12 protein-coding genes and 3 pseudogenes are annotated in these 25,502 nt (G+C 52.3%); 9 read left to right on the forward strand and 6 right to left on the reverse strand.

The annotated features are described in order from the left end of the window. The first annotated feature begins 68 nt into the window (after nucleotides 1-68). The 5 genes from hsdR (at nucleotide 69) to symE (ending at nucleotide 7,808) form a co-directional block, all read left to right on the forward strand. Complete coding sequence (gene hsdR / locus N6G83_RS20835; RefSeq protein ID WP_260515922.1) at nucleotides 69-3,581, forward strand: type I restriction-modification system endonuclease; 3,513 nt, start codon at nucleotides 69-71, stop codon at nucleotides 3,579-3,581. A gap of 71 nt (nucleotides 3,582-3,652) precedes the next feature. Beyond that, nucleotides 3,653-5,242, forward strand: a complete 1,590-nt coding sequence (gene hsdM, locus N6G83_RS20840) for a type I restriction-modification system methyltransferase (RefSeq protein WP_260515920.1) — start codon at nucleotides 3,653-3,655, stop codon at nucleotides 5,240-5,242. Next, on the forward strand, nucleotides 5,239-6,621 hold the full coding sequence (locus N6G83_RS20845; RefSeq protein WP_260515918.1) for a restriction endonuclease subunit S: 1,383 nt from the start codon (nucleotides 5,239-5,241) through the stop codon (nucleotides 6,619-6,621). Before hsdM ends, N6G83_RS20845 begins: the two co-directional genes overlap by 4 nt. Nucleotides 6,622-6,777: 156 nt before the next feature. Further along, a complete protein-coding gene (tnpA, locus tag N6G83_RS20850; RefSeq protein ID WP_080491434.1) occupies nucleotides 6,778-7,215 on the forward strand; it encodes an IS200/IS605 family transposase in 438 nt (145 codons plus the stop codon). 254 nt (nucleotides 7,216-7,469) lie between these two features. Next, nucleotides 7,470-7,808: an endoribonuclease SymE gene (symE, locus tag N6G83_RS20855; protein ID WP_080491431.1), complete on the forward strand. Its 339-nt coding sequence runs from the start codon at nucleotides 7,470-7,472 to the stop codon at nucleotides 7,806-7,808. Nucleotides 7,809-7,848: 40 nt separating this feature from the next. Here the strand turns inward: symE and N6G83_RS54945 are convergent. The 3 genes and pseudogenes from N6G83_RS54945 to N6G83_RS20865 form a co-directional block, all read right to left on the reverse strand. Then, nucleotides 7,849-8,475 (reverse strand): annotated as a pseudogene (locus N6G83_RS54945) (hypothetical protein); the annotation flags it as partial. Between the two features lie 221 nt (nucleotides 8,476-8,696). Next, nucleotides 8,697-14,169 (reverse strand): annotated as a pseudogene (locus N6G83_RS20860) (DEAD/DEAH box helicase); the annotation flags it as partial. A gap of 11 nt (nucleotides 14,170-14,180) precedes the next feature. Next, complete coding sequence (locus tag N6G83_RS20865) at nucleotides 14,181-17,480, reverse strand: STY4851/ECs_5259 family protein (protein WP_260515915.1); 3,300 nt, start codon at nucleotides 17,478-17,480, stop codon at nucleotides 14,181-14,183. A 270-nt stretch (nucleotides 17,481-17,750) separates the two neighbouring features. Between N6G83_RS20865 and N6G83_RS20870 the strand changes: the two are divergent. From N6G83_RS20870 to N6G83_RS20880, 3 genes and pseudogenes are all read left to right on the forward strand, one after another. Continuing rightward, nucleotides 17,751-18,849, forward strand: a pseudogene (locus tag N6G83_RS20870) (IS3 family transposase). A 502-nt stretch (nucleotides 18,850-19,351) separates the two neighbouring features. Further along, nucleotides 19,352-19,909 carry a type IV secretion protein Rhs gene (locus N6G83_RS20875; RefSeq protein ID WP_197769261.1) on the forward strand — a complete coding sequence of 186 codons (558 nt, stop codon included), beginning with the start codon at nucleotides 19,352-19,354 and terminating at the stop codon, nucleotides 19,907-19,909. A gap of 2 nt (nucleotides 19,910-19,911) precedes the next feature. Beyond that, a complete protein-coding gene (locus N6G83_RS20880) occupies nucleotides 19,912-20,331 on the forward strand; it encodes a putative T6SS immunity periplasmic lipoprotein (protein ID WP_260515912.1) in 420 nt (139 codons plus the stop codon). 53 nt (nucleotides 20,332-20,384) lie between these two features. Here N6G83_RS20880 and yjiA read toward each other — a convergent pair whose 3' ends face one another. The 3 genes from yjiA to N6G83_RS20895 all read right to left on the reverse strand — a co-directional run bounded on the left by yjiA (nucleotide 20,385) and on the right by N6G83_RS20895 (nucleotide 23,971). Then, entirely contained in the window at nucleotides 20,385-21,347 is a 963-nt protein-coding gene (gene yjiA / locus N6G83_RS20885) for a GTPase (protein WP_260515911.1), read from the reverse strand. 21 nt (nucleotides 21,348-21,368) lie between these two features. Continuing rightward, nucleotides 21,369-21,572 (reverse strand): YbdD/YjiX family protein, encoded by a 204-nt coding sequence (locus tag N6G83_RS20890; protein ID WP_197837262.1) that lies wholly within the window; start codon nucleotides 21,570-21,572, stop codon nucleotides 21,369-21,371. 218 nt (nucleotides 21,573-21,790) lie between these two features. Then, nucleotides 21,791-23,971, reverse strand: coding sequence for a carbon starvation CstA family protein (locus N6G83_RS20895; RefSeq protein WP_164063640.1), 2,181 nt, complete (start codon nucleotides 23,969-23,971; stop codon nucleotides 21,791-21,793). 436 nt (nucleotides 23,972-24,407) lie between these two features. Here N6G83_RS20895 and sfnG point away from each other — a divergent pair, with 436 nt between their 5' ends. Further along, nucleotides 24,408-25,502 (forward strand): dimethylsulfone monooxygenase SfnG, encoded by a 1,095-nt coding sequence (gene sfnG / locus N6G83_RS20900; RefSeq protein WP_260515910.1) that lies wholly within the window; start codon nucleotides 24,408-24,410, stop codon nucleotides 25,500-25,502.

Genomic DNA, 25,502 nt, shown 5'->3' on the forward strand with positions numbered 1-25,502 from the left:
AAGTTAAGATAAATAGTTATGAGCCTTAATTATATGGATAGGCTTGCACAGCGATGGATTAAAACTTAATGATGACTAAATCTAATTTTGAGTTCCTAAAGGGCGTCAACGATTTCACTTATGCCATCGCCTGTGCGGCGGAAAATAACTACCCGGATGATCCCAACACTACGCTGATTAAAATGCGTATGTTTGGTGAAGCGACGGCTAAACATCTTGGCCTGCTGCTGGATATGCCTCTCTGTGAGAATCAACACGATCTTCTGCGTGAATTAGGCAAAATTGCCTTTATTGATGACAACATCCTTTCTGTATTCCACAAATTGCGCCGAGTTGGTAACCAGGCGGTACACGAATACCATAATGACCTGGATGATGCCCAGATGTGCTTGCGTCTCGGATTCCGCCTTGCCGTTTGGTACTACCGGTTGGTGACCAAAGATTACGATTTCCCGGTGCCGGTTTTTGTGCTGCCTGAGCACGGTGAGGCTCGCTACCACGCCGAAGTCCTCACGCTCAAACAGCAGTTGGAACAGCAGTCACAGGAAAAAGTACAGAGCCAGGCAGAGCTGGAAGCTCAGCAGCAACGTTTAATTGCACTCAATGGTTACATTGCCGTTCTCGAAGGTAAACAGCAGGAAACCGAAGCACAAACCAAAGCCCGTGTGGCCGCGCTGGAAGCACAGCTCGCTGCCAAAAATGCCGAGTTAGCAAAACAGACCGAACAGGAACGTAAGGCCTATCACAAAGAGATCACCGACCAGGCTATCAAGCGCACGCTGAATCTCAGCGAAGAAGAGAGCCGCTTCCTGATAGACGCACAGCTGCGTAAAGCGGGCTGGCAGGCCGATAGCAAAACGTTACGTTTTGCCAAAGGCGCTCGCCCGGAACCCGGTGTCAACAAAGCGATAGCCGAATGGCCGACGGGTACAGATGAAACGGGTAAAACAGGCTTTGCCGATTATGTGTTGTTCGTTGGCCTTAAGCCCATTGCCGTCGTTGAAGCAAAACGCAAAAATACCGATGTACCCAGCAAGCTCAACGAATCTTACCGCTACAGCAAATACTTCGATAACGCCTTCTTACGCGACACGCTGCTGGAGCACTACGCTCCTGATGAAGTACACGAAGCCGTACCGAACTATGAAATCAGCTGGCAGGACACCAGCGGTGAACAGCGTTTTAAAATTCCCTTCTGTTACTCTACCAACGGGCGCGAATACCGCGCGGCGATGAAGACCAAAAGCGGCATCTGGTATCGCGACGTCCGCCACACTACCAACATGTCGAAAGCGCTGCCGGAGTGGCATCGCCCGGAAGAGCTGCTGGATATGCTGGGCAGCGACCCACAGAAACAAAACCAGTGGTTTGCTGAAAACCCCGGGATGAACGAGCTGGGTCTGCGCTATTACCAGGAAGACGCCGTTCGCGCGGTAGAGAAGGCGATAGTTAACGGTCAGCAAGAAATCCTGCTGGCGATGGCGACCGGAACTGGTAAAACCCGTACCGCCATTGCCCTGATGTTCCGCTTGATCCAGTCGCAGCGTTTCAAACGCGTCCTGTTCCTGGTCGATCGCCGTTCGCTTGGTGAGCAGGCACTGGGATCGTTTGAAGACACACGGATTAACGGCGACACCTTTAACAGCATTTTCGATATCAAAGGCCTGACCGATAAATTCCCGGAAGACAGCACCAAAATCCACGTTGCCACGGTGCAGTCGCTGGTCAAACGCACGCTGCAGTCCGATGAACCGATGCCGGTCGGCCGCTACGACTGTATCGTCGTCGATGAAGCGCACCGCGGCTACATTCTCGATAAAGAGCAGACCGAAGGCGAGCTGCAGTTCCGCAGCCAGCTGGATTACGTTTCCGCCTACCGTCGCATTCTCGACCACTTCGATGCGGTAAAAATTGCCCTGACCGCCACGCCAGCACTGCATACGGTAGATATTTTCGGTGAACCGGTTTACCGCTACACCTACCGTACGGCGGTGATCGATGGCTACCTGATCGACCAGGATCCACCCATTCAGATCGTGACCCGCAACGCGCAGGATGGGGTCTATCTGTCCGAGGGTGAACAGGTGGAACGTCTGGACCCGCAAGGTGAGCTGATCAACGACACGCTGGCCGACGATCAGGACTTTGAGGTCGCCGATTTTAACCGCGGCCTAGTGATCCCGGCGTTTAACCGCGCGGTATGCGGTGAGCTCACCAAATATCTTGATCCCACCGGGCAGCAAAAAACGCTGGTGTTCTGCGTGACTAACGCCCATGCCGATATGGTGGTGGATGAGCTGCGCACCGCATTTAAGAAAAAGTACCCGCAGCTTGAGCACGACGCCATTATTAAGATCACCGGTGATGCCGATAAAGACGCGAAGAAAGTGCAAAGCATGATCGTTCGCTTCAACAAAGAGCGGCTGCCTAATATCGTGGTCACCGTCGACCTGCTGACCACCGGCGTCGATATCCCATCTATCTGTAATATCGTGTTCCTGCGCAAAGTTAAAAGCCGCATTCTCTACGAGCAGATGAAGGGCCGCGCCACGCGTCTGTGCCCGTCGGTAGGGAAAACCAGCTTTAAGATTTTCGACTGCGTGGATATCTACAGCTCACTGGAAAGCGTCGACACCATGCGCCCGGTGGTTGTGCGTCCACTGGTGGAGCTGCAAACGCTGGTCAACGAAATTACCGACTCGGAAACCTACAAAACCCTCGAAGCGGATGGCCGTAGCTTCGCCGAACACAGCCATGAACAGCTGGTCGCTAAACTGCAGCGGATCATCGGCCTCGCGGCCTATAACCGCGACCGCAGCGAAGCGGTGGATAAACAGGTCCGCCGCCTGGACGAATTGTGCCTGGATGCCGCGGGCGTCAACTTCGGCGGCCTGGCCTCGCGCCTGCGTGAGAAAGGGCCGCACTGGAGCGCTGAGATTTTCAATAAGCTTCCCGGCTTTATCGCCCGCTTGGAAAGGCTGAAAACCGATATCAATGCCCTGCGTGACGCGCCGATCTTCCTCGATATTGACGATGAGGTGGTGAGCGTCAAATCGCTGTACGGCGATTACGACACGCCGCAGGATTTTCTCGAAGCATTTGATGATTTGGTCAACCACGCCCCTAATGCCCAGACTGCGCTGCAGGCGGTGATCAATCGCCCGCGCGACCTCACCCGCAAAGGCCTGGTGGAGCTGCAGGAGTGGTTTGACCGCCAGCATTTTGAAGAGTCCTCCCTGCGCAGTGCCTGGAAAGAGACGCGCAACGAGGATATCGCTGCCCGACTTATCGGCCATATCCGCCGTGCGGCGGTGGGGAATGCGCTCAAACCATTTGAGGAACGTGTCGAGCACGCGTTGGCGCGTATTAAAGGCGAGAACGACTGGAGTTCTGAGCAGTTAAGCTGGCTTGACCGTTTAGCCCAGGCGCTAAAAGAGAAAGTGGTGCTCGACGACGATGTCTTCAAAACCGGTAATTTCCACCGCCGCGGCGGTAAGCCAATGTTACAGCGCACCTTTGACGACAACCTCGACAGCGTGCTGAATAAGTTCAGCGATTACATCTGGGATGAGCTCGCCTGACGCGTTATCATCCTCGGCAATTTCTTCTTCTGCGGCCCCGATAAGGGCCGTTGTTTTACATGGGATCTTCAATGAACAATAACGATCTGGTCGCCAAACTGTGGAAACTGTGCGACAACCTGCGTGACGGTGGCGTCTCCTATCAAAACTACGTCAATGAACTCGCCTCGTTGCTGTTTTTGAAAATGTGTAAAGAGACCGGCCAGGAAGCGGACTACCTGCCGGAAGGCTACCGCTGGGATGATCTGAAGTCGCGCATTGGCCAGGATCAGATGCAGTTCTACCGTAACCTGCTGGTCCAGTTAGGCGCTGATGAGAAAAAGCTGGTGCAGGCGGTGTTTCATAATGTCAGCACCACCATTGAGCAACCCAAACAGCTGACTGAGCTGGTCAGCTATATGGACGCGCTGGACTGGTACAATGGCGACCACGGGAAGTCCCGCGACGACTTCGGCGATATGTACGAAGGGTTGTTGCAGAAGAACGCCAACGAAACCAAATCCGGCGCGGGCCAGTACTTCACCCCGCGTCCGCTGATTAAAACCATTATCCATCTGCTGAAGCCGCAGCCGCGTGAAGTGGTACAGGATCCGGCGGCTGGGACCGCGGGCTTCCTGATTGAAGCCGACCGTTACGTAAAATCACAGACTAACGATCTGGATGACCTTGATGGCGATACGCAGGATTTCCAGATTCACCGCGCGTTTATCGGCCTCGAACTGGTGCCCGGCACCCGCCGTCTGGCGCTGATGAATTGCCTGCTGCATGACATTGAAGGCAACCTCGACCACGGTGGTGCCATTCGTCTGGGCAACACGCTGGGCAGCGATGGTGAAAACCTGCCGAAGGCGCATATTGTCGCCACTAACCCACCGTTTGGCAGCGCCGCGGGCACCAATATCACCCGCACCTTCGTGCACCCGAGCAGCAACAAACAGCTGTGCTTTATGCAGCATATTATTGAAACCCTGCACCCCGGCGGCCGTGCAGCGGTAGTCGTGCCAGATAACGTGCTGTTTGAAGGCGGCAAGGGTACCGATATTCGTCGCGACCTGATGGATAAATGCCATCTGCACACCATCCTGCGCCTGCCGACCGGTATCTTTTACGCCCAGGGCGTTAAAACCAACGTGCTGTTCTTTACCAAAGGCACGGTCGCCAATCCGCATAAGGATAAAAACTGCACCGACGACGTGTGGGTGTATGACCTGCGGACCAATATGCCGAGCTTCGGCAAGCGTACGCCGTTTACCGAACAGCACCTGCAGCCGTTCGAAACCGTCTACGGTGAAGACCCGCACGGCCTAAGCCCGCGCGCCGAGGGCGAGTGGAGCTTTAACGCCGAAGAGAGCGAAGTCGCCGACAGCGAGGAGAACAAAAACACCGACCAGCACCAGGCCACCAGCCGCTGGCGGAAGTTCAGCCGCGAGTGGATCCGCACCGCCAAATCCGATTCGCTGGATATCTCCTGGCTGAAGGATAAGGACAGCATCGACGCCGACAGCCTACCGGAGCCCGATGTGCTGGCCGCAGAAGCGATGGGCGAGCTGGTGCAGGCACTGGGCGAGCTGGACGCGCTGATGCGCGAGCTGGGTGCGGGGGATGAGGCGGATGCGCAGCACCAGTTGTTGAATGAAGCGTTTGGTGAGGTGAAGGCATGAGTGGGGGGAAATTGCCGGAGGGGTGGGTAACAGAAAAACTCAATGAGTTGGCAAAGGTTATTACAAAGGGAACAACACCAACTACCCTTGGGTTTGAATATTTAAGCCAAGGAATCCCCTTTATTAAAGTTGAGAACATTGATGATTTTGGCCTAAATTTCAGCTCAGTGTATCAATATATTAGCGAAGAGGGGCATCTTGCGCTAAAAAGGTCTCAGTTTGAAGAAAATGATGTTTTGTTTAGCATTGCTGGTACGATAGGTAAAACCGCGATCGTCAAAAACCAACATATTCCTGCAAACACTAACCAGGCTGTAGCAATTATAAGGGGGGCGGATGATATAATCGCCCCTGCATACTTGTGTCAACAATTAAAATTAAACGCTTATAAAATTTTCAAAGAAAATGCTCGTGGCGGAGCGATGAATAATGTTTCACTTGGAGATTTAAAATCGGTAGAAATTAAATTCCCAAACTTACTCGAACAATCCATTATTATCAAAAAACTCGATACGCTGCTGGCGCAGGTAGACAGCACCAAAGCACGTCTTGAGCAAATCCCACAAATCCTGAAACGTTTTCGTCAGGCAGTGCTCACTGTTGCAATGAGTGGCGAGCTAACAGAGGAATGGCGAAAAAATAACTCTATACTATTCTCCTCATGGGTGAATAGTAATATAGGAGAGTTAGCTCAAGTAGCTACAGGTAAAACCCCTAAGAGAACTGAAGTAAAGTATTGGGAGAATGGCTCAATTCCTTGGTTAACAAGTTCAAGTACCGGCGAAAACTATACGGAAGTCGCAGAGCAATTTATTACACCTATTGCGCTAAAAGAATGCACGCTTAAAATATTTTCTCCGGGCACACTACTTTTAGCAATGTATGGCGAAGGGAAAACTCGTGGTCAAGTTACAGAGTTAAAAATAAATGCAGCATGCAATCAAGCCTGCGCGGCAATTATATGCGACAAGGAAAGAATTGACCTGCAATTTTTAAAAATGCGTTTAATAGAAAACTATCAGGAAACAAGGAAAGCCGCTGCCGGTGGTAACCAACCAAATTTGAATTTGAATAAAGTTCGTGAAATACCGGTTATAGTTCCCCAGCTTCCAGAACAAGCTGAAATCGTCCGCCGCGTCGAACAACTCTTCGCCTACGCCGACACCATAGAAAAACAGGTCAACAATGCCTTAGCCCGCGTCAACAGCCTCACCCAGTCGATCCTGGCGAAGGCCTTCCGCGGCGAGCTTACCGCCCAGTGGCGAGCTGAAAACCCGGATCTTATCAGCGGTGAAAACAGCGCTGCCGCCCTGCTGGAAAAAATTAAAGCTGAACGCGCCGCCAGCGGCGGTAAAAAAGCCTCGCGTAAAAAAGCATAATACTTATAAAAGCGCACCGGCAGCGTGCGCTTTTATTGTAAGCCTTAAACCACCTCCTAAGGAGGTGGTGATTGAACCTGTGAGGCTCTAGCCTGAAGGAAACCCATGCCGGAATATTCCAGCTTACTCACCACAAGTAAGAAGGAAATCACCAACATGGGCTTATACAGGAGTTCATCACATGTGTTCTGGCGTTGCAAATACCACCTGGTTTGGACGCCGAAGTATCGATTTAAAATCCTCCGCGACAAGGTGGGTAAAGAGCTCTACCGAACAATTTATATCCTCTGCAACATGAAGGACTGTGAAGTTCTTGAGCTAAATATTCAGCCAGATCATGTGCATCTGGTCGTGATAGTCTCCCCGAAGCTATCGATTTCGACGTTGATGGGCGTCCTGAAAGGACGCAGTGCAATCCGGCTTTACAATCGTTTCCCACATATACGAAAGAAGTTGTGGGGCAATCATTTTTGGGCAAGGGGATACTTTGTCGATACGGTAGGGGTAAACGAAGAAATTATCAGGCGATACGTGAAGCATCAGGATAAGAAGGACCAAGAGATCGAACAGCAGATGGGGCTGTTGCAGGATTAACTCGAAAATGGCCCCCTTTTAGGGGGCGTCGTGTAAAGCCACCTCCTCAGGAGGTGGTCTTTTACATATTCACACCCTTTTATAACCCGCAAAAATATATCTTATTTATTCCGAATCGCGCTTATTACGTTCTGTTTTTAGCTGGACTTTTCTTTTATTTACTGATGGTATACACAGGTATTTAGCGCGATGCGGTCGTGCGCCAACACAACCGCATCGCTCATCACAATCACTATTATTGGAGAATAGCAGTCATGACTGATACCCATTCTATTGCAGATCCGTGCGATCCAGAAGTCTCCCCGGCAAATAACCGTCACTTTACCGTGAGTTATGCGAGTCGTTATCCGGATTATACCCGCATTCCCGCGCTCATCATGAAAGGCCAGTGGCTGGAAGCCGCCAGTTTTGCCACCGGTACCGAAGTGGATGTGAAGGTCATGAACGGCTGTATCGTGCTGACCGCAAAGCCGCCGCAGCCGGAAGACTCTACGCTGCTTCAGTCTTTTCATCGGGTGGGCAAGCTGTCCGCCCGTAAGCAGCGGCAGGTACAGGACTTTATCGACGTGATTTCAGGTAAACGTTCCGCCTGACGCTAACCGCTCCCGACCGTGAGTCGGGAGCGGCCCCTGATTAAGGTGCGATAACCTGCACCAGCACATCGGTTGCCCAGCTCTCCTCGCTGTTCACTACCAGGCCTTCTGCGCAGGCTTGCGCCATATTCCCCAGCTGGAAAGAGACGTCGTCATTAAAGTTAAAATCACGCCAGGCTCGCGCAAAGTTAATACGCCAGTATCCCACCCCCTGATCAAAGCGGATTTTCAGCGCCTGGCCATTATCAAAACTCACCATCAGCTTACGGTGGTGCGGAATGTCGCGGCCAGAGTTGAACGCCTGAATCTCCACGGCTCGTCCCATGGATGCCGCAAACCACTGGTCGGCGAAATCCTGGAAGTCTGCTTCACTCATCCAGTCATGGAACGGTTTGTTCCCCGGTCGCTCTTTACTCCTGAACAGCGTATCAATCGTTACTTCCGCCTCTTGCGTCAGCATCGGTTTCAACGTCTTCAACAACCCGCCTAACAACGCCAGCGCTACGGGGTTTTGCAGATAGCGATCGCTATAGTGGATACGCGTCACCCGGCATTCCGTCAGCAGGCGCTGAATATCATCCTGAGACTCGGTCAGCAGGTTCCAGAAGCGCTGGCCAAACTGAGAAACCGGGCCGTTAAGCTGCTTATGGATTTCAATATCGTTAACCAGGCCTTTGCTGCCCGTATCCTCGGATGGCAACTCGGTTTTATAAAGCGCTATCGGCCCCTGCAAATGGCTGCGAATAACCATCTGGCTATTCAGATGCCAGTTCGGCCCGGGGATGGTAGCGTCATGGCTGCGAGAAATTAACGTCATCAGGCGATCGTCAAACGTCACCTGCGCAACGAGCGGCGTATCCGTATCCAGCTCAGACTGGCACAGCTGCACGCCTATCGCCGTAAACTGCGCGAGTTCCTGAAGGATCTCCGGATCGTCAATGTTTCGCGGGATAACCAGCACCACCTCAACATCATCTTTTAGCCGGTAGTTCTGGATCGCGGTGCGGAACTGACGGGCATACAGATCCCACTCATTCAACGGCCCACTCATCCACAGCGTGAGCTTTCGACCACCATCGTTGATGGCCCGTCGCAGAGTATCTTCAATGCTCCCTGGGCAATATTGCGCATCAGCCAGAGAGAATTTCTCCTCATCCGGCAAACCAATATAGTGGCTGAAATCCACCCCCAGCCAGGCCAGTGCCGCTTTACGATCCAGCAGATCGTGATCGTGGCGGGTCTGTGAGTCGAGTAGGCACTCGCTACAGGCAGTATCGCAGTGGTGGCAGCCCAGCTGCTTCATCATTCCCTTCAGCACGGCCTCAATGTGCAATGGCGCGCTGGAAGCAAAACCCGCGCCGCCGCTGATAATATCGTACAGCTGAACCGCCAGAACGGATTGCTCGTTCTCCAGCCTGACCGGACGCACCGCGTAGCCCAGCTCCGCTGCGGAAACACCCAGTACGCTTGCCAGCGAGCGCCGCAGCGCCACGGCCAGCGTCATTGCAACAATACGACCTTCTTCCGTGTTATCAGCGATATACTCTCCGTCCTGCGGGCGGCGGACAATCAGCTCGAAGACATCCGTTCTGGCCAGCGCTCCCAGCGTGACATTTTTATTCAGCGCCGTTGAACCTGGGCAGATAATCCGCTGATTCTGGCTATCCCGGTCGGCCTTTCCTGGACGTGGCGGATAGTGTGTTTCCATGGATTTAGGCGCATCCGTGAGGTTGAGCATCGACTCCGCACGGCCGCAGCTCAGGCACAGCGCATAGCCGTGACCGCCTTCCCCCATACTTTGCTGGAACACATTACCGTCCGCCCCGGAAGCCATAAAGCCCATCAACGGGTTCGGCAGCGGTACACGCTCGGCCTTAACAAATACCCAGGCCGGTACAACCGGAATGAATTTCATGGTCTCAATGTTATTGGTCACCGGAGCATGCGCATCCGTCACAAAACCCGCAGGCTGTAAAACCTGACGTCGGTTTTCCGGCGTGATGCGCTCACCGCACGCATCATTGGTACAGAACAAATCTCCCGAGCCGCCAATACCTTCCTCATAGCCTAACGTACCGCATTTGTGACAACGCCAGGCACTATCCAGACGCTGAGCTTCATTGGTATCAGCATTAAGATTATGCCAGTGCAGAGACACCCCAGCGGAGCGGAAGACCCGGCCATCAAGGATAATCTCCGCGCCCGGCGCATACTCACGGATCGCCACGGAAAGGTTACGTGAAGGCAAGCCTTTATAACGCGAGACGTTATCTTCGCGATCGCTCTTATCCCGGACTTTGTACGTTTTCTCGCGGATATAATCTTCCATAGTGAAGTTATCAAAAGTGACAACATCCGTTGGGAAGCCATATCCGGGCAGGAAGGTTCTGGCCGCCAAATCGCGCAGCAGATACTCGCCGCAGTGCCGTTTTTTCTCCAGCTCCAGACGTTTGCGATACGGCGTATTGGGCTGCGATTCACTTTCCTGCTTAACAAGGTCGCGATAAATTCCCAGCCAGCGCTTCTGCAGTGCCGCAATCGCGTTGCACGTTTTATCCCGCAGCTTTTCTGCCGCAACGCCATGAAGCGCGGTGCCTTTAACCAATCGAACCAAAGCCGCGTCAATGCTCAGCGTCTGACGCTCCAACCAGGCTTTGAAACGGTTACACACCGACTGTTCAAGCTCTTCACCAAAGAACCACTGACTATTAAGGCTGGTACGTTCTTTTTCGGTTTCACCGATGACATGGCACAAATAGTCTGACAGCAGCAGAGAATTGACGTGGCGCTGTACCAGACGCTCAGAATTCATTGCCACCATCGGCGCAGGGATCACCGTTTCAAACGGCCAGAGAGGGTTAGCAAAAACCTGCCGATCGTGCGGGTTGCCTTTGCACAACGTGTAAGAAATAGCACGGGACTCTTTGCTACGCCCGGCACGCCCGGCACGCTGTAAATAGTTAGCGGGGTGCGGTGGAACGTTATTCATCACCACAGCAGAAATCCCGCCAATATCTACGCCCATTTCCATAGTGGTTGAACAGTTAAGAACGTTAAGCTGTCCGTTTTTAAACATACGTTCATAACTTTGCAGACGCTCGGATGATTGCTGGGCGGAATGCTCTGCCGTACGATAGTAAAATCCACCTTCAACGACGCGATCGTTAATGTCCGTCCAGAGGTTTTGCGAACGTAATTGCGCCACCAGAGGGTCCTGACCCAGCCAGTCACGAACTTTTCTTAACCCATCGACATAATCATCCTGAGAACGGTCGTGCTGCCAAATCTCAGGCAGCGTCACCGCCTGGGCGACAAAGGCGTCATATTGTGCACTGGTCAGCCGTTCAAACTGAATATGCATTGGCAGATAAGGCGTCAGGCCTCTGAAAGCCGTCGCCAGTAATTTATTGGTTACCGGGCAAATGTAGGCTTTTTGTACCAGAGAGAATGTCAGATGCTCTTTAGGTAAATAAAAACGGTTGCCGTCAGATTTCAATACCGCTAATGACCCCGTCAACTGAAGCCATGCCTCTTTTAGCCACGCATTAACGATATCGATTGTGACCGTATTTACGCTGCTGAATTTAGCGCCGAGGATCAAAAGTTTGACCAGACGCTGCGTGACGTTACCGTGACGAATTTGCGGCCAGCGTTTAACCTGGTTGTCATCAGGCTCTTTCGAATCGGGGTTACGGACAAATTTTGAAGAGAAACGGCTACCGATCCAGTTTTTCAGATCTTCGTCCAGCTGGGTGAAGTTGCTTTCCCTGACATAGAAATCCAGCGTAACCTTAAGAAAATCACGCCAGTCATCCAGGGTTAACCCTTTATCTTGCCAATGAGCAGGGAGGCTATGCGCCTTCTCCAGCCCCTGATAACCCACCTGAACCAATCCTTGCGTTTCCAGGCTATTCGTACGTTTCGGGCGCCGCATAAATTCACGGAAAAGCAGCATTTCAGCGAGTTTTAAAGGGCCACCATTTTCAGTGAAGATTTCAGGCTTGAGATAGTGGTTATACTGTAGGATAGGACCTTTGATATCCGCCTTATCTTTCAATTCCTTGACCATTTCAGGCCAGGAGAGAGACATCAAAACCGTATCGACTTTTCCGCCAGTGGCTTGTTGTATAGCCTGTTCAATAAGGGCTAATTCTGCTTCCGCTTGTTTCGCCGCATCAGGCATTCCCCACTGTAGTAAGTTTTTAATCCTGATTTTTCCCTGCTCGGCCATATCAATCATTTCTTTGACATTGGCCTGCTCGTTAGGTTTGTTGACTACTTTTTGTCGTTGATGCCAAGAGAGAATATCCACAACGCTACCACGCAAACGGCTGCGCTCCGCTTCCTGCTGCATCCGCACCGCCATCCGCGCCGTTCCCTGACGGCTATCAGTGAAGGTGATCAGTCGGCGCCCTCGGCCAGGCAAAGAAAGTGGGCCAACCCCCTCTTTACCTTCATCACTGATAAAGTCCTGACAATATTCCAGCACGGTAGGCACGATATTCGTCACATAGAAAGGCCCGCCTAACAGTGCCCGCCGGAAAGGTTGTTTACCTTTACCCCCTCTATAACCGCAGTTGCTGGCGCTACAGACCTGCTCAATATCATTCATCGCCAGCGGAATACTATCCGGGTTGACTACGCCAATACTTCGAGTTTGACGATCGAGGCGCTGCACGAGATAACCCATTTCGGTATTACATTCCGCGGCAATAATATGGGGTGGCTGGAATACCTGTTCTTTTTGAACTTTTTCACTCGAAGAGTCAAAATCATCAGGTGCTTCATCCTGCAGTGAAAACTCATCCCCGCCTTTATTATCCCACTGTACAAGCTTTCCTTTTTTGTCACGGGCAAGTAAATGCGGTTCATTACACTCATTACAGAACGCGAGTTCATAAACAGGGCTGCCACACTCGCAGTTTTGCCGCTGACTCACATACACATTGCCAAAAGGCCACCCCTTCTCCAGCGCAGTATTGTGTTTAGCGGAGCAATGTTTATCTACGCAGGCCCATATCCCCTGGGTATTACGCTGAAAAATATGCGCTCTGACTTTCAGAAATGCCGGTTCTTGCGCATTGGGAAGCGTGCCGGTACAGAGATCGAGCCAGCGCAAAATATCTTGCTGAGTGTACTGATGTTTTGTTAGCTCATTCAAACGCCGGGTCAGCGTATTAAGCTTCATCGGTTTGGGTTGACTCACAAGCATCTCACGGAGATGACGCGCTTGCGGAGAGTGGGTCAGCGCGGTGTAGCGCTCAAGGCTAATATCCGCTCCATCAGAATCAGGGATATGCTCAAGCTCATCCAGGGATAGAGAAAGATGCTGGCACGGCGCCAGGTCAGGAATGACACGGCTACCTCCCAGAACATCAATACGTTCCTGTGGCACACCGGACAACTCAGATAAGAATTTTTTCAGCTGCTTTTCTGCATCACTTCCGGCAATAGTTGCAGATGTTGCAACAAAGCGAACATCATCAGGTGTAACGCCAAATGCAGTCATGACACGACGGAGCTGTAAAGCCAGTTCAGCGGCCTGGGAACCTACGTAGGTATGGGCTTCATCCAGAACTATCCAGCGTAATGATTTTTCCGCTTTTGATTTCTGAATGATAGGTGCATCAACCTGACGCACCATCATGTATTCCAGCATGGTACCGTTTGTGACCAGAACAGGCGCAGGTTCCTCACGCATTTTCTCACGAGAAAGCACTTCGTTTGGCCGGTTTGCCTGCTCACTTTTTACTGAGGCATGCAGCTCTTCAGTATTACCGTTATACAGACAGTACCGAATCCCGGTTCCAAAACCTCGGGTCCAGGCATCTAAACGTTCACGCTGTGAATTGATCAGGGCATTCAGGGGATAAAGGAAAAGGGCTCTAACGCCTATTAGCGGTTTTTTCCCGTTGTCCCGTAGTTCACGATAAAGATCCTCAAGTACCGGAACCATAAAACACTCTGTTTTACCCGAGCCCGTGCCACTGGTCACAACCACCGAATGTTTTTTATCAAGTAATGCTTGCCAGCTGGCTAACTGATGTGTGAACGGTTTCCAGGTTGAGCCAAAACGATAACGTCCGTTTTCTTTGTTATCGAGAGAATCAACAACCTCCTTGCTCAGTAACGTTTGCTTTGTGGCAAGATCCCTCATCGTGAAATTTGACTCTTTCCAGCCAAATGTTTGTTCAAATACGGGAGAAGCCAGAAATGTCCCTTCCTTTCCACATTCAGCCGCCATCTGCTGCGCAAGGTGCTCGCGAAGATGCGGGTTGGTTACGCCCATAATGCTCAGCGTAGCTTCCGTCGAACGAGATAACGACTGTTCAATCAGCGAAGAAAAATAGCGTGTAGTCATCCTTATTCCTTTTATTTTTCAGCCACATTACGCAATAAACAATACTGGAAAATGGCATTAAACCATCGCGAGTCAAAATCTCTGACTTGTCTTAAGAAAAATACGGCACCAGGTTTATTTTCAAAAACGCTGTCAAATGTTGTTTTACCGCAGGCAACAGCGGCAGCAAATATGGGGAGCAAAGTAACAGAATATCGGTAGCTGGTATCGGGTGAAATCTCTATAACATGATCTTGTTGCGACGTGTACCAACGGAAAAGACCCGGTCCGCCAAACTCTGGCCAACGAGATTCACCATGTTCACGTAAGAGTTCCTGATACCACTCATGAATGATGCCTTTTATCATTTGTGTCGGAAAAGCTGGTGGTAATCTTCCCTGCTCGAACCATGTTTGCACCTCGCTGGCATAAGTTGGAAATGCAGTCCCTAATTGCTGGAACATTCGACCCAGCAACTTTATCTGCATTTCCTCCGGAGCACCTTTATGAGTCAGAAACGCTCGAAAACGCATCGCGGCATGTTTAACCTCAGTGATAGGCAAAAACTCCCAGAAAACAGGAAACTCGCTTTCAATACGGCTGAGATAATCAATGGACATCTCAAATTTAAACAGTGACATTGCCAATGCCTGTGGATGCTGGACCAAGGCACGCCATACCTCAAAAGTAGCCAGTGGTAAATATCCAAACTGATCGTATAAGTTACGTAAGAACTGCCAACCTGAATGTGCAGGGTCGCTTGCCATTTGTTCCAGAACTAACGTAATGGTATTTACATCCGACCGAGGATTAAAAAGCTGCGTCGCTTTTTGCAGGGACTGTATTGCCGTAGTCTCGCTTTGGATTACCGGCTCACCTGCAATGTAACAAGGCCGGAATGAAGCTTCTTCACCTTGTTTGGGAACAACTAGCCATGGGCCATTATTTTGTATTGTCGAACTTAATTCGAATTCACCAACCGGTACACCTTCGCTCATTCTCGATACAAGTGGTATTGCTTTTCTTTCGGGCTCACTGAGTAACATAATAACGGGGGAAGGGATCTGCCCCGTACGATTGCTCGCTGAATTAGCAAGAAGAAGCTGCATTTCCCGGTCATACTCAAGGCTATATTTATAGCGCCTGATTTGCCAGGTAAAGGAACTACCTCCGCCCTCAATACGCATATCCACCGTTTGATCAATCCCTTTCTCCAGGGAAAGTAAATTGTCAATATGCTCTCTTAAGCTGTATAAAGTAAGCTCTACCGGGCTTTCTCCCGCACTATAGCGCCACTCATACCATGCCTGCATTCCACTACGGGAGCGTAAACGCAGTTCAAGTTGGTATCGCGTAGGCTCACCATTTTTTCCGAAAAGGTATGCTCTGGCTCCCAGAAGATCGTTAATCGTTAAATTTTTTGATAGAGGTTTGTCGTCTTTATCGAAGACAAGGCAACCTCGGGCAGGGAAAGGGAGAGAAATAACAATAGGATTTGCAGCAAGGTTTGGTGTTATTTGTAATAGAATCGATGCTGGAGGAATTCCCTCAGTTTTCATCATTATTTCTGTACTACCTGGTAATCGTTTCCTACCAACCTCCAATATTTTCTCTTTCAAACTATACAAGCAAGGATGCTTGGTCGTAATAATAATAGAGCCCTCGTTTGCTTGCTCTCCATTTTTTACTTCTAGGCTAAAATCATTGGGTAGAATACCTATTCTTTTACGCAATAACGTTTCGTTATTATCATTGCGTACGGAAAGAAACTGAACTCCCATTTTCTCTTGCGCATCACAATTATCTATAAATGCACCGTTGAAAAAACGTTTATAATGATGCGCTAATAGATTATCAGGATTTTTACTAATTCCGGGAATACCAAGGAAAACCTCATCTGGATAGCTTGTCCAATTTAATCGTTTCCCCTGGAAAGAGAACCCAGCCTGGGTAACTTGATCTCTCCCTGTCTTTATTCGGTATGTTTCGTCGCCTTTAATGGTGATATCCTGTCGACCGCTGATAATCAGAGATCGACATCCCAAAGCCGAAAAATCGGTTTCACAATCCTCGAGCTCTGAGGCCAAACAACCATCCTTTGGCAATACAATGAGCACATGACTGCCACGTACACTGCAAGATGCTTGCCCTTGTAGCAACCATTCACTTTTATCAAAAACAAAAACTAATGGCACATCGCCAACGGCAACCTCACTTCCCTCCAACAGTCTGGTTCCGACAAGCATCCCTCCTGCTCTCGCCACAATAAACAAGTTGGCAGCGGGATTTTTTCGAAAAAACTTAATTTCACGCTTACGAACTCTCATTTTCGCCTGTGAATTACTCAGTGTTGCATAGGCAGGTCCCAGGCTCGCAATTTCGTTACCATCTTCATAGATGGCAAGCTCGAAACGTGTTGTAGAAGGTTCACTATCAATCGAAAAACTCAGCTCTTCTGGAAGAGAAATAACTGACTGTAAAGCTTCAGGATGATTCTCTGACCATAAGAACTGACATAGGGTTGTTCTATTTTTTTGAAGGCGAGGTTTGGATTCAGTAGAAGCTGCTCGTAAAAGTCCATTAAGGAAACTGGTCCCCGTATCATCATCAAGCGGAACGGGGAAGCTGTCCCGCCACTTAGGATGAACACGATCAAGCTCTTTTACGGGTTCGGTGTGGTTACTCAGGTCATAAATTTGCACAAGAGACACTAACTGTTCAGCCATCCGACTAATAAGCTCAACTGAAGTATCCTCTTTGAAAACGACTGGCAGGGATGATTTTTCTACCGCCGCATGAACTAAAGCAAACGTTGAAATGTTAGAAGATTGGGCCTGATCGTATTGATTGAGAATGAGAGAGAACATCGACTGAAAGCGGCTATTAGATTCCTTTAGCAACCTGAAAGGTAGACCGCCTTCACTAAATAAGGATCCTAAGAAATTACGTCTTTCTGTATCGTAAAACCGCACTGGACGTCCCCAATATCCATCCAGACCTTTAGGAATTATTTTCCCCATTTCCGAAGAAGATGCTGATATGCCGATAGTCTTATAAATAGGCTCCCATGCCCATCCACACTCCCTTTCATAATCTCTTCTATACCACTCTGAGCAGAATAACGTGAAGCTGGCTGCATATCCTTTATCACTCCTGTAGCCATCGGGTAGCCCTATAGCTCTCAACAACCGCTTCAACTCATCATACTCATCACTCGTTGCGTGGTATTCATATAATGGGCGGCGGTCTGGTTGCTTCAATCCTCTGCGGGAGAGGAATTTAGCTAGCCAAGAAGTACACTTAATTAGATAAATGTATTCTGATCGACTCACAATAAACCTCTCCATTAATTATATTTTTGTTAAAAGTTTAGAAATGAAATTATATATAATGCATGATAAAACAGTAATACTACATTAACATAGTACGTAAATGGTGCGATGCTATAAATCAGTTTTTTCACATTATCAAGGGCGGATCACCATGTTTATGGTGAAAGGTTGCTTTTGCTGAGATTGTCCACTGATCTCCTCCCTGAAAAAAGTACCAGTCTAAACTGAAGAATTCGGTCGTTCTTCCCTCTCACTGCGAGGCACATCGCCATGAAAAAGACCCGTTATATCGAAGAACAGATTGCGTTTGCGCTGAAACAGGCCGAAACCGGAACTCACGTTGGGGAATTCTGCAGAAAGATGGGGATTTCTTAGGCCACTTTTTATAACTGGAAGAAGAAATTTGCTGGTCTGGGTGTGACGGAACTGCGACGGCTGCGGCAACTGGAGGATGAAAATCAACGGCTGAAGAAACTGGTGGCCGACCTGAGTCTTGACAAGGAGATGCTGAGGAGGTGCTGAAACAATAGTTCTGAGGCCGGCTCAGAAGCGCTAGGCGGTGCATTTTCTGCAGGAAGCATACCGCATCAGCGTCCGCCGGTGATACGGGTTACTGATGCATAGCAGAACGGTTTACCACTGGCAGAGCCGGCGCGATGATCGGGCGATAACCCTGCGTATCCGAGAAATCGCGGAAAACCGGATACGGTATGGTTGCTCGCGTATTCATATTCAGTTGCGGCGGGAAGGCTGGCTTGTTAACCACAAGAAAACCCATCGGATTTGTTGCCTGGAAGGACTGAACCTGCGCAGAAAGCGTCCCCGCAGACATGTCAGTGCAGCACGCCGTCAGCAGCGCCCGATTCTGACGCATGTCGATCAGTGCTGGAGTATGGATTTTGTGTCGGATAATCTGTTTAACGGGCGGCGTTTTCGGGCACTGACTGTAGTGGATAATTTTAGCCGGGAATGTCTGGCGATCCATGCCGGAAAATCGCTGAAAGGCGAAGATGTGGTCAGAGTAATGGAAGCACTTCGGGTGCTGGATAGGCGTTTACCGGTACGTATTCAGACGGATAACGGCAGTGAGTTTATTTCGAAAAGTCTGGATAAATGGGCGTATGAGCACGGTGTTACGATGGACTTCTCTCGCCCTGGAAAACCAACAGATAACCCGTTTATTGAGTCATTTAACGGGAGTCTGCGGGGCGAATGCCTGAATATTCACGGGCTCCTGTCACTGGAAGATGCTCAGAACAAACTCGACAGCTGGCGCAGGTAATACAATAACGAAAGGACGCATTCATCATTAAATGACATGACTCCGGCTGAATTCATCCGAATTCTCCGTAAAGACGAAGATCTCTGATTTAGCACTGCACTGATTTTGGGCCAAGGTCACCGGCATACGAACCGGCGCTTCTTGCGAAGCCCCCGCCTGAGCCACCATTATTTGGAGTGAACTAAAGCTGCTGCATTATTACATAATACAGCGGTAGTATGTCAGATTCGGAACGCTAACTCCGGCTGCGGATTTTGCCGCAGCGGGAAAACTATAGCGTTATCAGTAAAAGGAAAAAATAAGCTGTATGGAATTACAGGCTATTTCATCTCTAATATGGAATGAGTATCGCAGTTAATGAGTTGTATAATTTAACTATTGATTCTATGAATGCTCATCTTCTTTATATGCTCTTATTCTTAATGTCTTTATTTGAATTGTTGTTTTAAGGAGGTTAAATCAATAAATTCACAAGGTGAATTTGTCATGAGGTTTTTTCTTTATTTTATAAATGAGTAAATATAATCTAGACCGGCTGAGAAGTAGTCGCTAAGATTTCACTTTCAAATGGTCATAGGGAATTTGACTTATGCTTACGAAAGAACAGAAAATCCAACAAGTGAAAGAGGGAGCATTACGACTCATGACGTTGGGTGAAATAGTCATGGCCCGACGTGTTTTCGGTAAGTCGATCGTCTACAACCGCGTATGGATTCATTGCGATAGTTACTTACCCTTTGGTTTACAAGGCAAGCATGTTGGTATGTCCCCCAACGGCGAGATATATTTCCGAGAGGAGGAATATCTGGCTGATTTCTCTAAGGTAAATAATTACGCAAAACAACATTTCTTTATTCATGAGCTTGCCCATGTTTGGCAGCATCAGCATGGGCAGTGGGTCCGCCTCAGAGGTGCCTTTAGTTGGGCAGCTAATTACACTTATAAGTTGGAAGCTAATAAGACGCTCACAAAGTACTCTTTGGAACAACAAGCTTGTATCGTTGCCGATTATTGGTTGTTAATACAATATGGCTATGATGCTTGGGCATATGGTATTGGGCGTTTTGTGAATTACACGGGTCCCCAAAACAATAAAATTCGTCTACAGTACGAGCAGGTTTTAGCCGAGTTTTCACGTCAGAGGTAGTGATGAAACGGATCTTCCCCCTCACATTCCCCTTCCTGCTCGCCGGTTGTCCGTCGATAGGTGATCGTATCCCCGTAGACTACCCCGCAACCGCCAGCCTGCGTGAGGGCAAAGTATGCATCACCGTTCAGCCGCAGGGAGACGAAAAGCTCGCGGGTATTTCGATATACCGATTGGATGAGGCGCAGAACCGCACATTCAAATTCTTCGATCCGCTGCGGGATGTTGCCCCCAATCAGTGCGTCCCTGATGAAGGCTACGTATTTACGCCGGGGCAGCAGTACCATTTCTCCGTGAAGCTGGTCTCCCAGAAGAAACAACAGGCAGGTGAGTTTCCCTCTGCACGTGAGTTCGTCGCTGAATTTGCCCTACAGCAAGCAGCAACAGAGCTGCGTCTAGTGTCCCTCCCTCCATCCCATTAGCACCATATGCCCATAAAGGAGCCCACCCACAGGCTCCCATATCCTAACCTCGCTTACCCCAACCCACCAATCCTTCCCCGAATCTCCTCCTCCGGCAGAGCCACGCCGATAAACACCAGCGTACTCTTGCGCTCTTCCTCCGGCAGCCACTCCCGATCCCAGTCGGCGTTATACAGCCGCTGTACGCCCTGGAACAGCAGGCGGCGCGGCTCGTCTTCGATGGACAGTATGCCTTTGTAGCGCAGCAGGTTGTCGGCGTATTCCAGCAGCAGGCCTTCCATCACGTCGGAGATTTGCATCAGCGGCAGCGGGCGCTCCAGCGTCACGACAATTGAGCGGATGCCGCTCTGCGGCTGCGGGATGCGGCGGAACAGCGGGGTGGGCGGCGTCAGGTTAAGCTTGTCGTTCAGCGTAAAGCCTTCGATGTCGAACAGCACGCTCAGATCGATGTCGCCGTGCGTCACCTTGTAGACCGGCGCGCGGGCGTTCATCCGCTGCAGCCGCTGGATCAGCGCCTCGCAGTCCGGCGCCACGTCGGTTTTGGTCAGCAGGAGGCGGTCGGCGTAGCCCACCTGCGCCTGGGCGATGCTGAACTGGCTCAGCTGCTGCTCGGCGTGCGCCGCGTCCACCAGGGTGATGATGCCGTCCAGCAGGAAGCGCTCGCACAGGATCTCGTGCGAGAAAAAGGTCTGGGTAATCGGGCCGGGATCGGCCATGCCGGTGCATTCGATGATCAGCCGGTCGAACGCCAGCTGGCCGCTGTCGACGCCGTCCAGCAGATCCAGCAGTGCGTCCGCCAGTTCGTTGGACTTGCTGCAGCAGATGCAGCCGTTACTCAACGTGGTGATGCGGCTGGCGCGATCGCCGATCAGCGCATCGTCGATCGGCACTTCGCCGAACTCGTTCTCGATGACCGCGATTTTATAGCCGTGTTCGGCGTTCAGGATGTGGCGCAGCAGGGTGGTTTTGCCGGCGCCCAAAAAGCCGGTCAGGATGGTGACTGCAATGGGTTTCATACGGATCCTTGTGACTGCGGGTTAACAGCAGCGCATGCCGCCTTTGCCGTCGCCGCCGTAGCGCGCTTGCTGGCGCTCGCGGAAAAATTCTTTATAGGTCATCACCGGCTTTTCCGGGTGGTTGTCTTTCATGTGCTGGACGTAGGTATCGTAGTCAGGCACGCCCACCAACATGCGCGCTGCCTGCCCGAGGTACTTCCCCGCCTGGCCGAGATTTCCGAACATAAGCCTTCTCCAACTTTACCCTGCATCACTACAGCGCTTGCTTAAGCCTGATATTAGGGGAAGCCGGGGGATGGGGTTCCCGCAGGGATGCCCCACCTCCGGGTCGCCCCGGGTATCTCGATTGCATCGCGCCGCACGCCTGGCATCTTGCGATACGTAGGCCGTGCGGCTTTGGGTACTACTTAACGTTTATTATGCAGGGTATCCGTTAAATCACATCAATGCTGGGTCGAAACTTTGACCTCCCCCTCAGTTACGCCGTCGGTGGGCGCGGCCTGCGGCACCGGCACGTAAGGCGTTTCCTGGTCGGTGCGTTTCGGGTTTTTGTGCGCCGCCATCGCGGTTTTCACCCCGTAGAAGATGATGCTGTACACCACCAGCAGGAACAGAATGCTCAGCCCGGCGTTGGTGTAGTTGTTTATCACGATGTGGTTCATGTTGGCGATCTGCTGGGCGCTCAGCTCGGCGCCGCCCTCGGCTATTTTGCGTTTGTACTCGCCGGCCAGGAAGAAGAAGCCTTCCAACTGCGGGTTGTCGCTGAACAGCTTCAGCCCCAGCGCGTAGGTGGTGCAGATCAGCAGCCACACCGCCGGTAGCACGGTCACCCAGATGTATTGGGTGCGCTTCATCTTAATCAGCACCACGGTGCCCAGCACCAGCGCCACGGCGGCCAGCATCTGGTTGGAGATGCCGAACAGCGGCCACAGGCTCTTCACGCCGCCGAGCGGATCCACCACGCCCTGATACAGCAGGTAGCCCCACAGCCCGACGCAGCCGGCGGTGCCGATGATGCCGGCCACCAGCGAGTCGGTTTTCTTCAGGAACGGCACGAAGTTGCCGAGCAGATCCTGCAGCATAAAGCGGCCGGAACGGGTGCCGGCGTCCAGCGCGGTCAGGATGAACAGCGCCTCGAACAGAATGCCGAAGTGATACCAGAAGCCCATGTTGGCGCCCGGAATGATCTGGTGGAACACGTGGGCGATGCCCACCGCCAGCGTTGGCGCGCCGCCGGCGCGGTTCAGCACCGAAGGTTCGCCGATGTCGGTGGCGGTCTGCAGGATCTGTTCCGGGCTGATGACGAAGCCCCAGGAGCTGACCGCCGCCGCCGCATGCACGGTCACGTCCTTCAGCGAAGCCATGATCATCGGCGCGTCTTCGGTGCCCAGGCGGTGCAGATCCGGCATGGTGATGCCCAGCGCCGCCGGCGGGGTGTTCATGGCGAAGTACAGGCCCGGCTCGATGATGGAAGCCGCCACTAGCGCCATGATGGCGACGAAGGACTCCATCAGCATCGCGCCGTAGCCGATAAAGCGCGCGTCGGTCTCATTGGCCAGCAGTTTCGGCGTGGTGCCGGAGGCGATCAGCGCGTGGAAGCCGGAGACCGCGCCGCAGGCGATGGTGATGAACAGGAACGGGAACAGGGTGCCTTTCCACACCGGGCCGGTGCCGTCGACGAACTGGGTCACCGCCGGCATTTTCAGCTCAGGGTTGAGGATCACGATGCCGATCGCCAGCCCGACGATCACGCCGATTTTCAGGAAGGTGGCCAGGTAGTCGCGCGGCGCCAGGATCAGCCACACCGGCAGCAGGGCGGAGACAAAGGCGTAGCCGATCAGCGTGAAGGTGATGGTGGTGTCTTTAAAGGTCAGCGCCGGGCCCCAGTACGGATCGTGCGCTACCACGCCGCCGAACCAGATGGCGGCCACCAGCAGCACGATGCCGATGATTGACACTTCACCCACGCGGCCGGGGCGCAAGTAGCGCATGTAGATGCCCATAAACAGCGCGATCGGCACGGTGGAGCAGACGGTGAACACGCCCCACGGGCTTTCCGCCAGCGCTTTCACCACGATCAGCGCCAGCACCGCCAGGATGATGATCATGATCAGGAAGCAGCCGAACAGCGCGATGGTGCCCGGTATCGGCCCCATCTCTTTTTTAATGATCTCACCGAGCGAGGCGCCGTTGCGGCGCGAGGAGATGAACAGCACCATAAAGTCCTGCACCGCCCCCGCCAGCACCACGCCGCCCAGCAGCCACAGCGTGCCGGGCAGGTAGCCGACCTGCGCGGCCAGCACCGGCCCCACCAGCGGCCCGGCGCCGGCGATGGCGGCGAAGTGGTGGCCGAACAGCACGTTCTTGTTGGTCGGCACATAGTTCAGGCCGTCGTTGTTGACCACCGCCGGGGTGGCGCGGCCGGCGTCCAGCTTCATCACCTTAGTGGCGATGTACAGGCTGTAGTAGCGGTAGGCCACCAGATACACCGCCACCGAAGCGACGACGATCCACAGCGCGCTGATGTGTTCGCCGCGGCGCAGCGCCACCACGCCGAGGCAGGCTGCGCCGAGTATCCCCAGCAGCATCCACGGAATGTGCTTTAAAATCCCCTCTCGTTTCATGAGGTATCCTTAATTCCAGTCTGCAAGATATGAATGAACTCATCCGCTTGTAAGAGATGTCAGAGTGGCGCGGTGAGCCGTAGCGTCTTTCCCGAGGTAAGGCGGGTTTAGGAACAGCTCATCATCGCCGGGGGTAAGGGGGGAAGACAGGCGTATTTCGGTCAGCGGTCAGATCCGCCGGGTGAACGGTTGGATTGGCGGGGTAAGCGGTTTGTTGCATAACCAACAGCCGCCCGTCAGCCGCTGTTGCCAATGCAGCACCCGCCCGAACTCGCTGGCTTTAAACTCCCGGTTTTTCAGCCAGATGCCTTAATACGGCGGTTGGCACGCATCCTGCTATCGGTTTTATAACCAAAACAATGTTTTCAATATTTGGAAGTCAATAATGGTTATATGCGCGCCGCATAACGGCGCCGACGGTCAGAGGGAGAGAAGCATGTCAGCAGCAAACCACTCGCAGCAGCCGATTCAGTTCGCCTACTGGGTGCCGAACGTTTCCGGCGGCCTGGTGATCAGCAATATCCCGCAGCGCACCGGTTGGGACATCGGTTATAACCGCAAGCTGGCGCAGATCGCCGAGCGCGCCGGTTTCGACTACGCGCTTACCCAGATCCGCTTCACCGCCGGTTACGGCGCGGAAAACCAGCACGAATCGGTGTCGTTCTCACAGGCCCTGTTGGACGCCACCGAGAAACTGAAAGTGATCGCCGCGCTGCTGCCGGGGCCGTGGAACCCCACGCTGGCGGCCAAACAGATCGCCACCATCAGCCATCTTTCCAACGCGCGCATTGCGGTGAACATTGTCAGCGGCTGGTTCCGCGGCGAGTTCAAGGCCATCGGCGAGCCGTGGCTGGATCATGAGGAGCGCTACCTGCGTTCGGAAGAGTTTATCCGCTGCCTGCGCGGCATCTGGACTGAGCCCAGCTTCACCTTCGCCGGCGATTTCTACCGTTTCCGCGACTACTCGCTGAAGCCGAAGCCGCTGGCGCCGTTGCCGGAAATTTTCCAGGGCGGCAGCTCACGCGCGGCGCGCGACATGGCGGCGCGGGTCTCGGACTGGTATTTCACCAATGGCAACAGCGTCGAGGGCATTCGCCGGCAGGTGGAGGACATCCAGAGCAAGGCGCAGGCCAATCACCATCGGGTGAAGGTGGGGGTGAACGGTTTCGTCATCGCCCGCGAGAGCGAACAGGCGGCGCAAGCGGTGCTGCAGGAGATCATCGATCACGCCAACCCGGAGGCGGTGCAGGGCTTCGGGCACGAGGTGAAAAACGCCGGGGCGGCCTCGCCCGAGGGCGAGGGCAACTGGGCCAAGTCCACCTTCGAAGATTTGGTGCAGTATAACGACGGGTTTAAAACCAACCTGATCGGCACGCCGCAGCAGATCGCCGAGCGCATCATCGCGTTGAAAGACGCCGGGGTGGATCTGCTGTTGCTGGCGTTTCTGCACTTCCAGGAAGAGGTGGAGTACTTCGGCCGCGAAGTGATCCCGCTGGTGCGCGAACTGGAGCGCCAGCGGGTAGCGGCCTGA

It is taken from the genome of Serratia sp. PL7, assembly GCF_945957435.1.

Coding starts and splice junctions, on each gene's coding strand:
- hsdR (WP_260515922.1), top strand. CDS start 69: ATGATGACTAAATCTAATTTTGAGTTCCTAAAGGGCGTCAACGATTTC.
- hsdM (WP_260515920.1), top strand. CDS start 3,653: ATGAACAATAACGATCTGGTCGCCAAACTGTGGAAACTGTGCGACAAC.
- N6G83_RS20845 (WP_260515918.1), top strand. CDS start 5,239: ATGAGTGGGGGGAAATTGCCGGAGGGGTGGGTAACAGAAAAACTCAAT.
- tnpA (WP_080491434.1), top strand. CDS start 6,778: ATGGGCTTATACAGGAGTTCATCACATGTGTTCTGGCGTTGCAAATAC.
- symE (WP_080491431.1), top strand. CDS start 7,470: ATGACTGATACCCATTCTATTGCAGATCCGTGCGATCCAGAAGTCTCC.
- N6G83_RS20875 (WP_197769261.1), top strand. CDS start 19,352: ATGCTTACGAAAGAACAGAAAATCCAACAAGTGAAAGAGGGAGCATTA.
- N6G83_RS20880 (WP_260515912.1), top strand. CDS start 19,912: ATGAAACGGATCTTCCCCCTCACATTCCCCTTCCTGCTCGCCGGTTGT.
- yjiA (WP_260515911.1), bottom strand. CDS start 21,347: ATGAAACCCATTGCAGTCACCATCCTGACCGGCTTTTTGGGCGCCGGC.
- N6G83_RS20890 (WP_197837262.1), bottom strand. CDS start 21,572: ATGTTCGGAAATCTCGGCCAGGCGGGGAAGTACCTCGGGCAGGCAGCG.
- N6G83_RS20895 (WP_164063640.1), bottom strand. CDS start 23,971: ATGAAACGAGAGGGGATTTTAAAGCACATTCCGTGGATGCTGCTGGGG.
- sfnG (WP_260515910.1), top strand. CDS start 24,408: ATGTCAGCAGCAAACCACTCGCAGCAGCCGATTCAGTTCGCCTACTGG.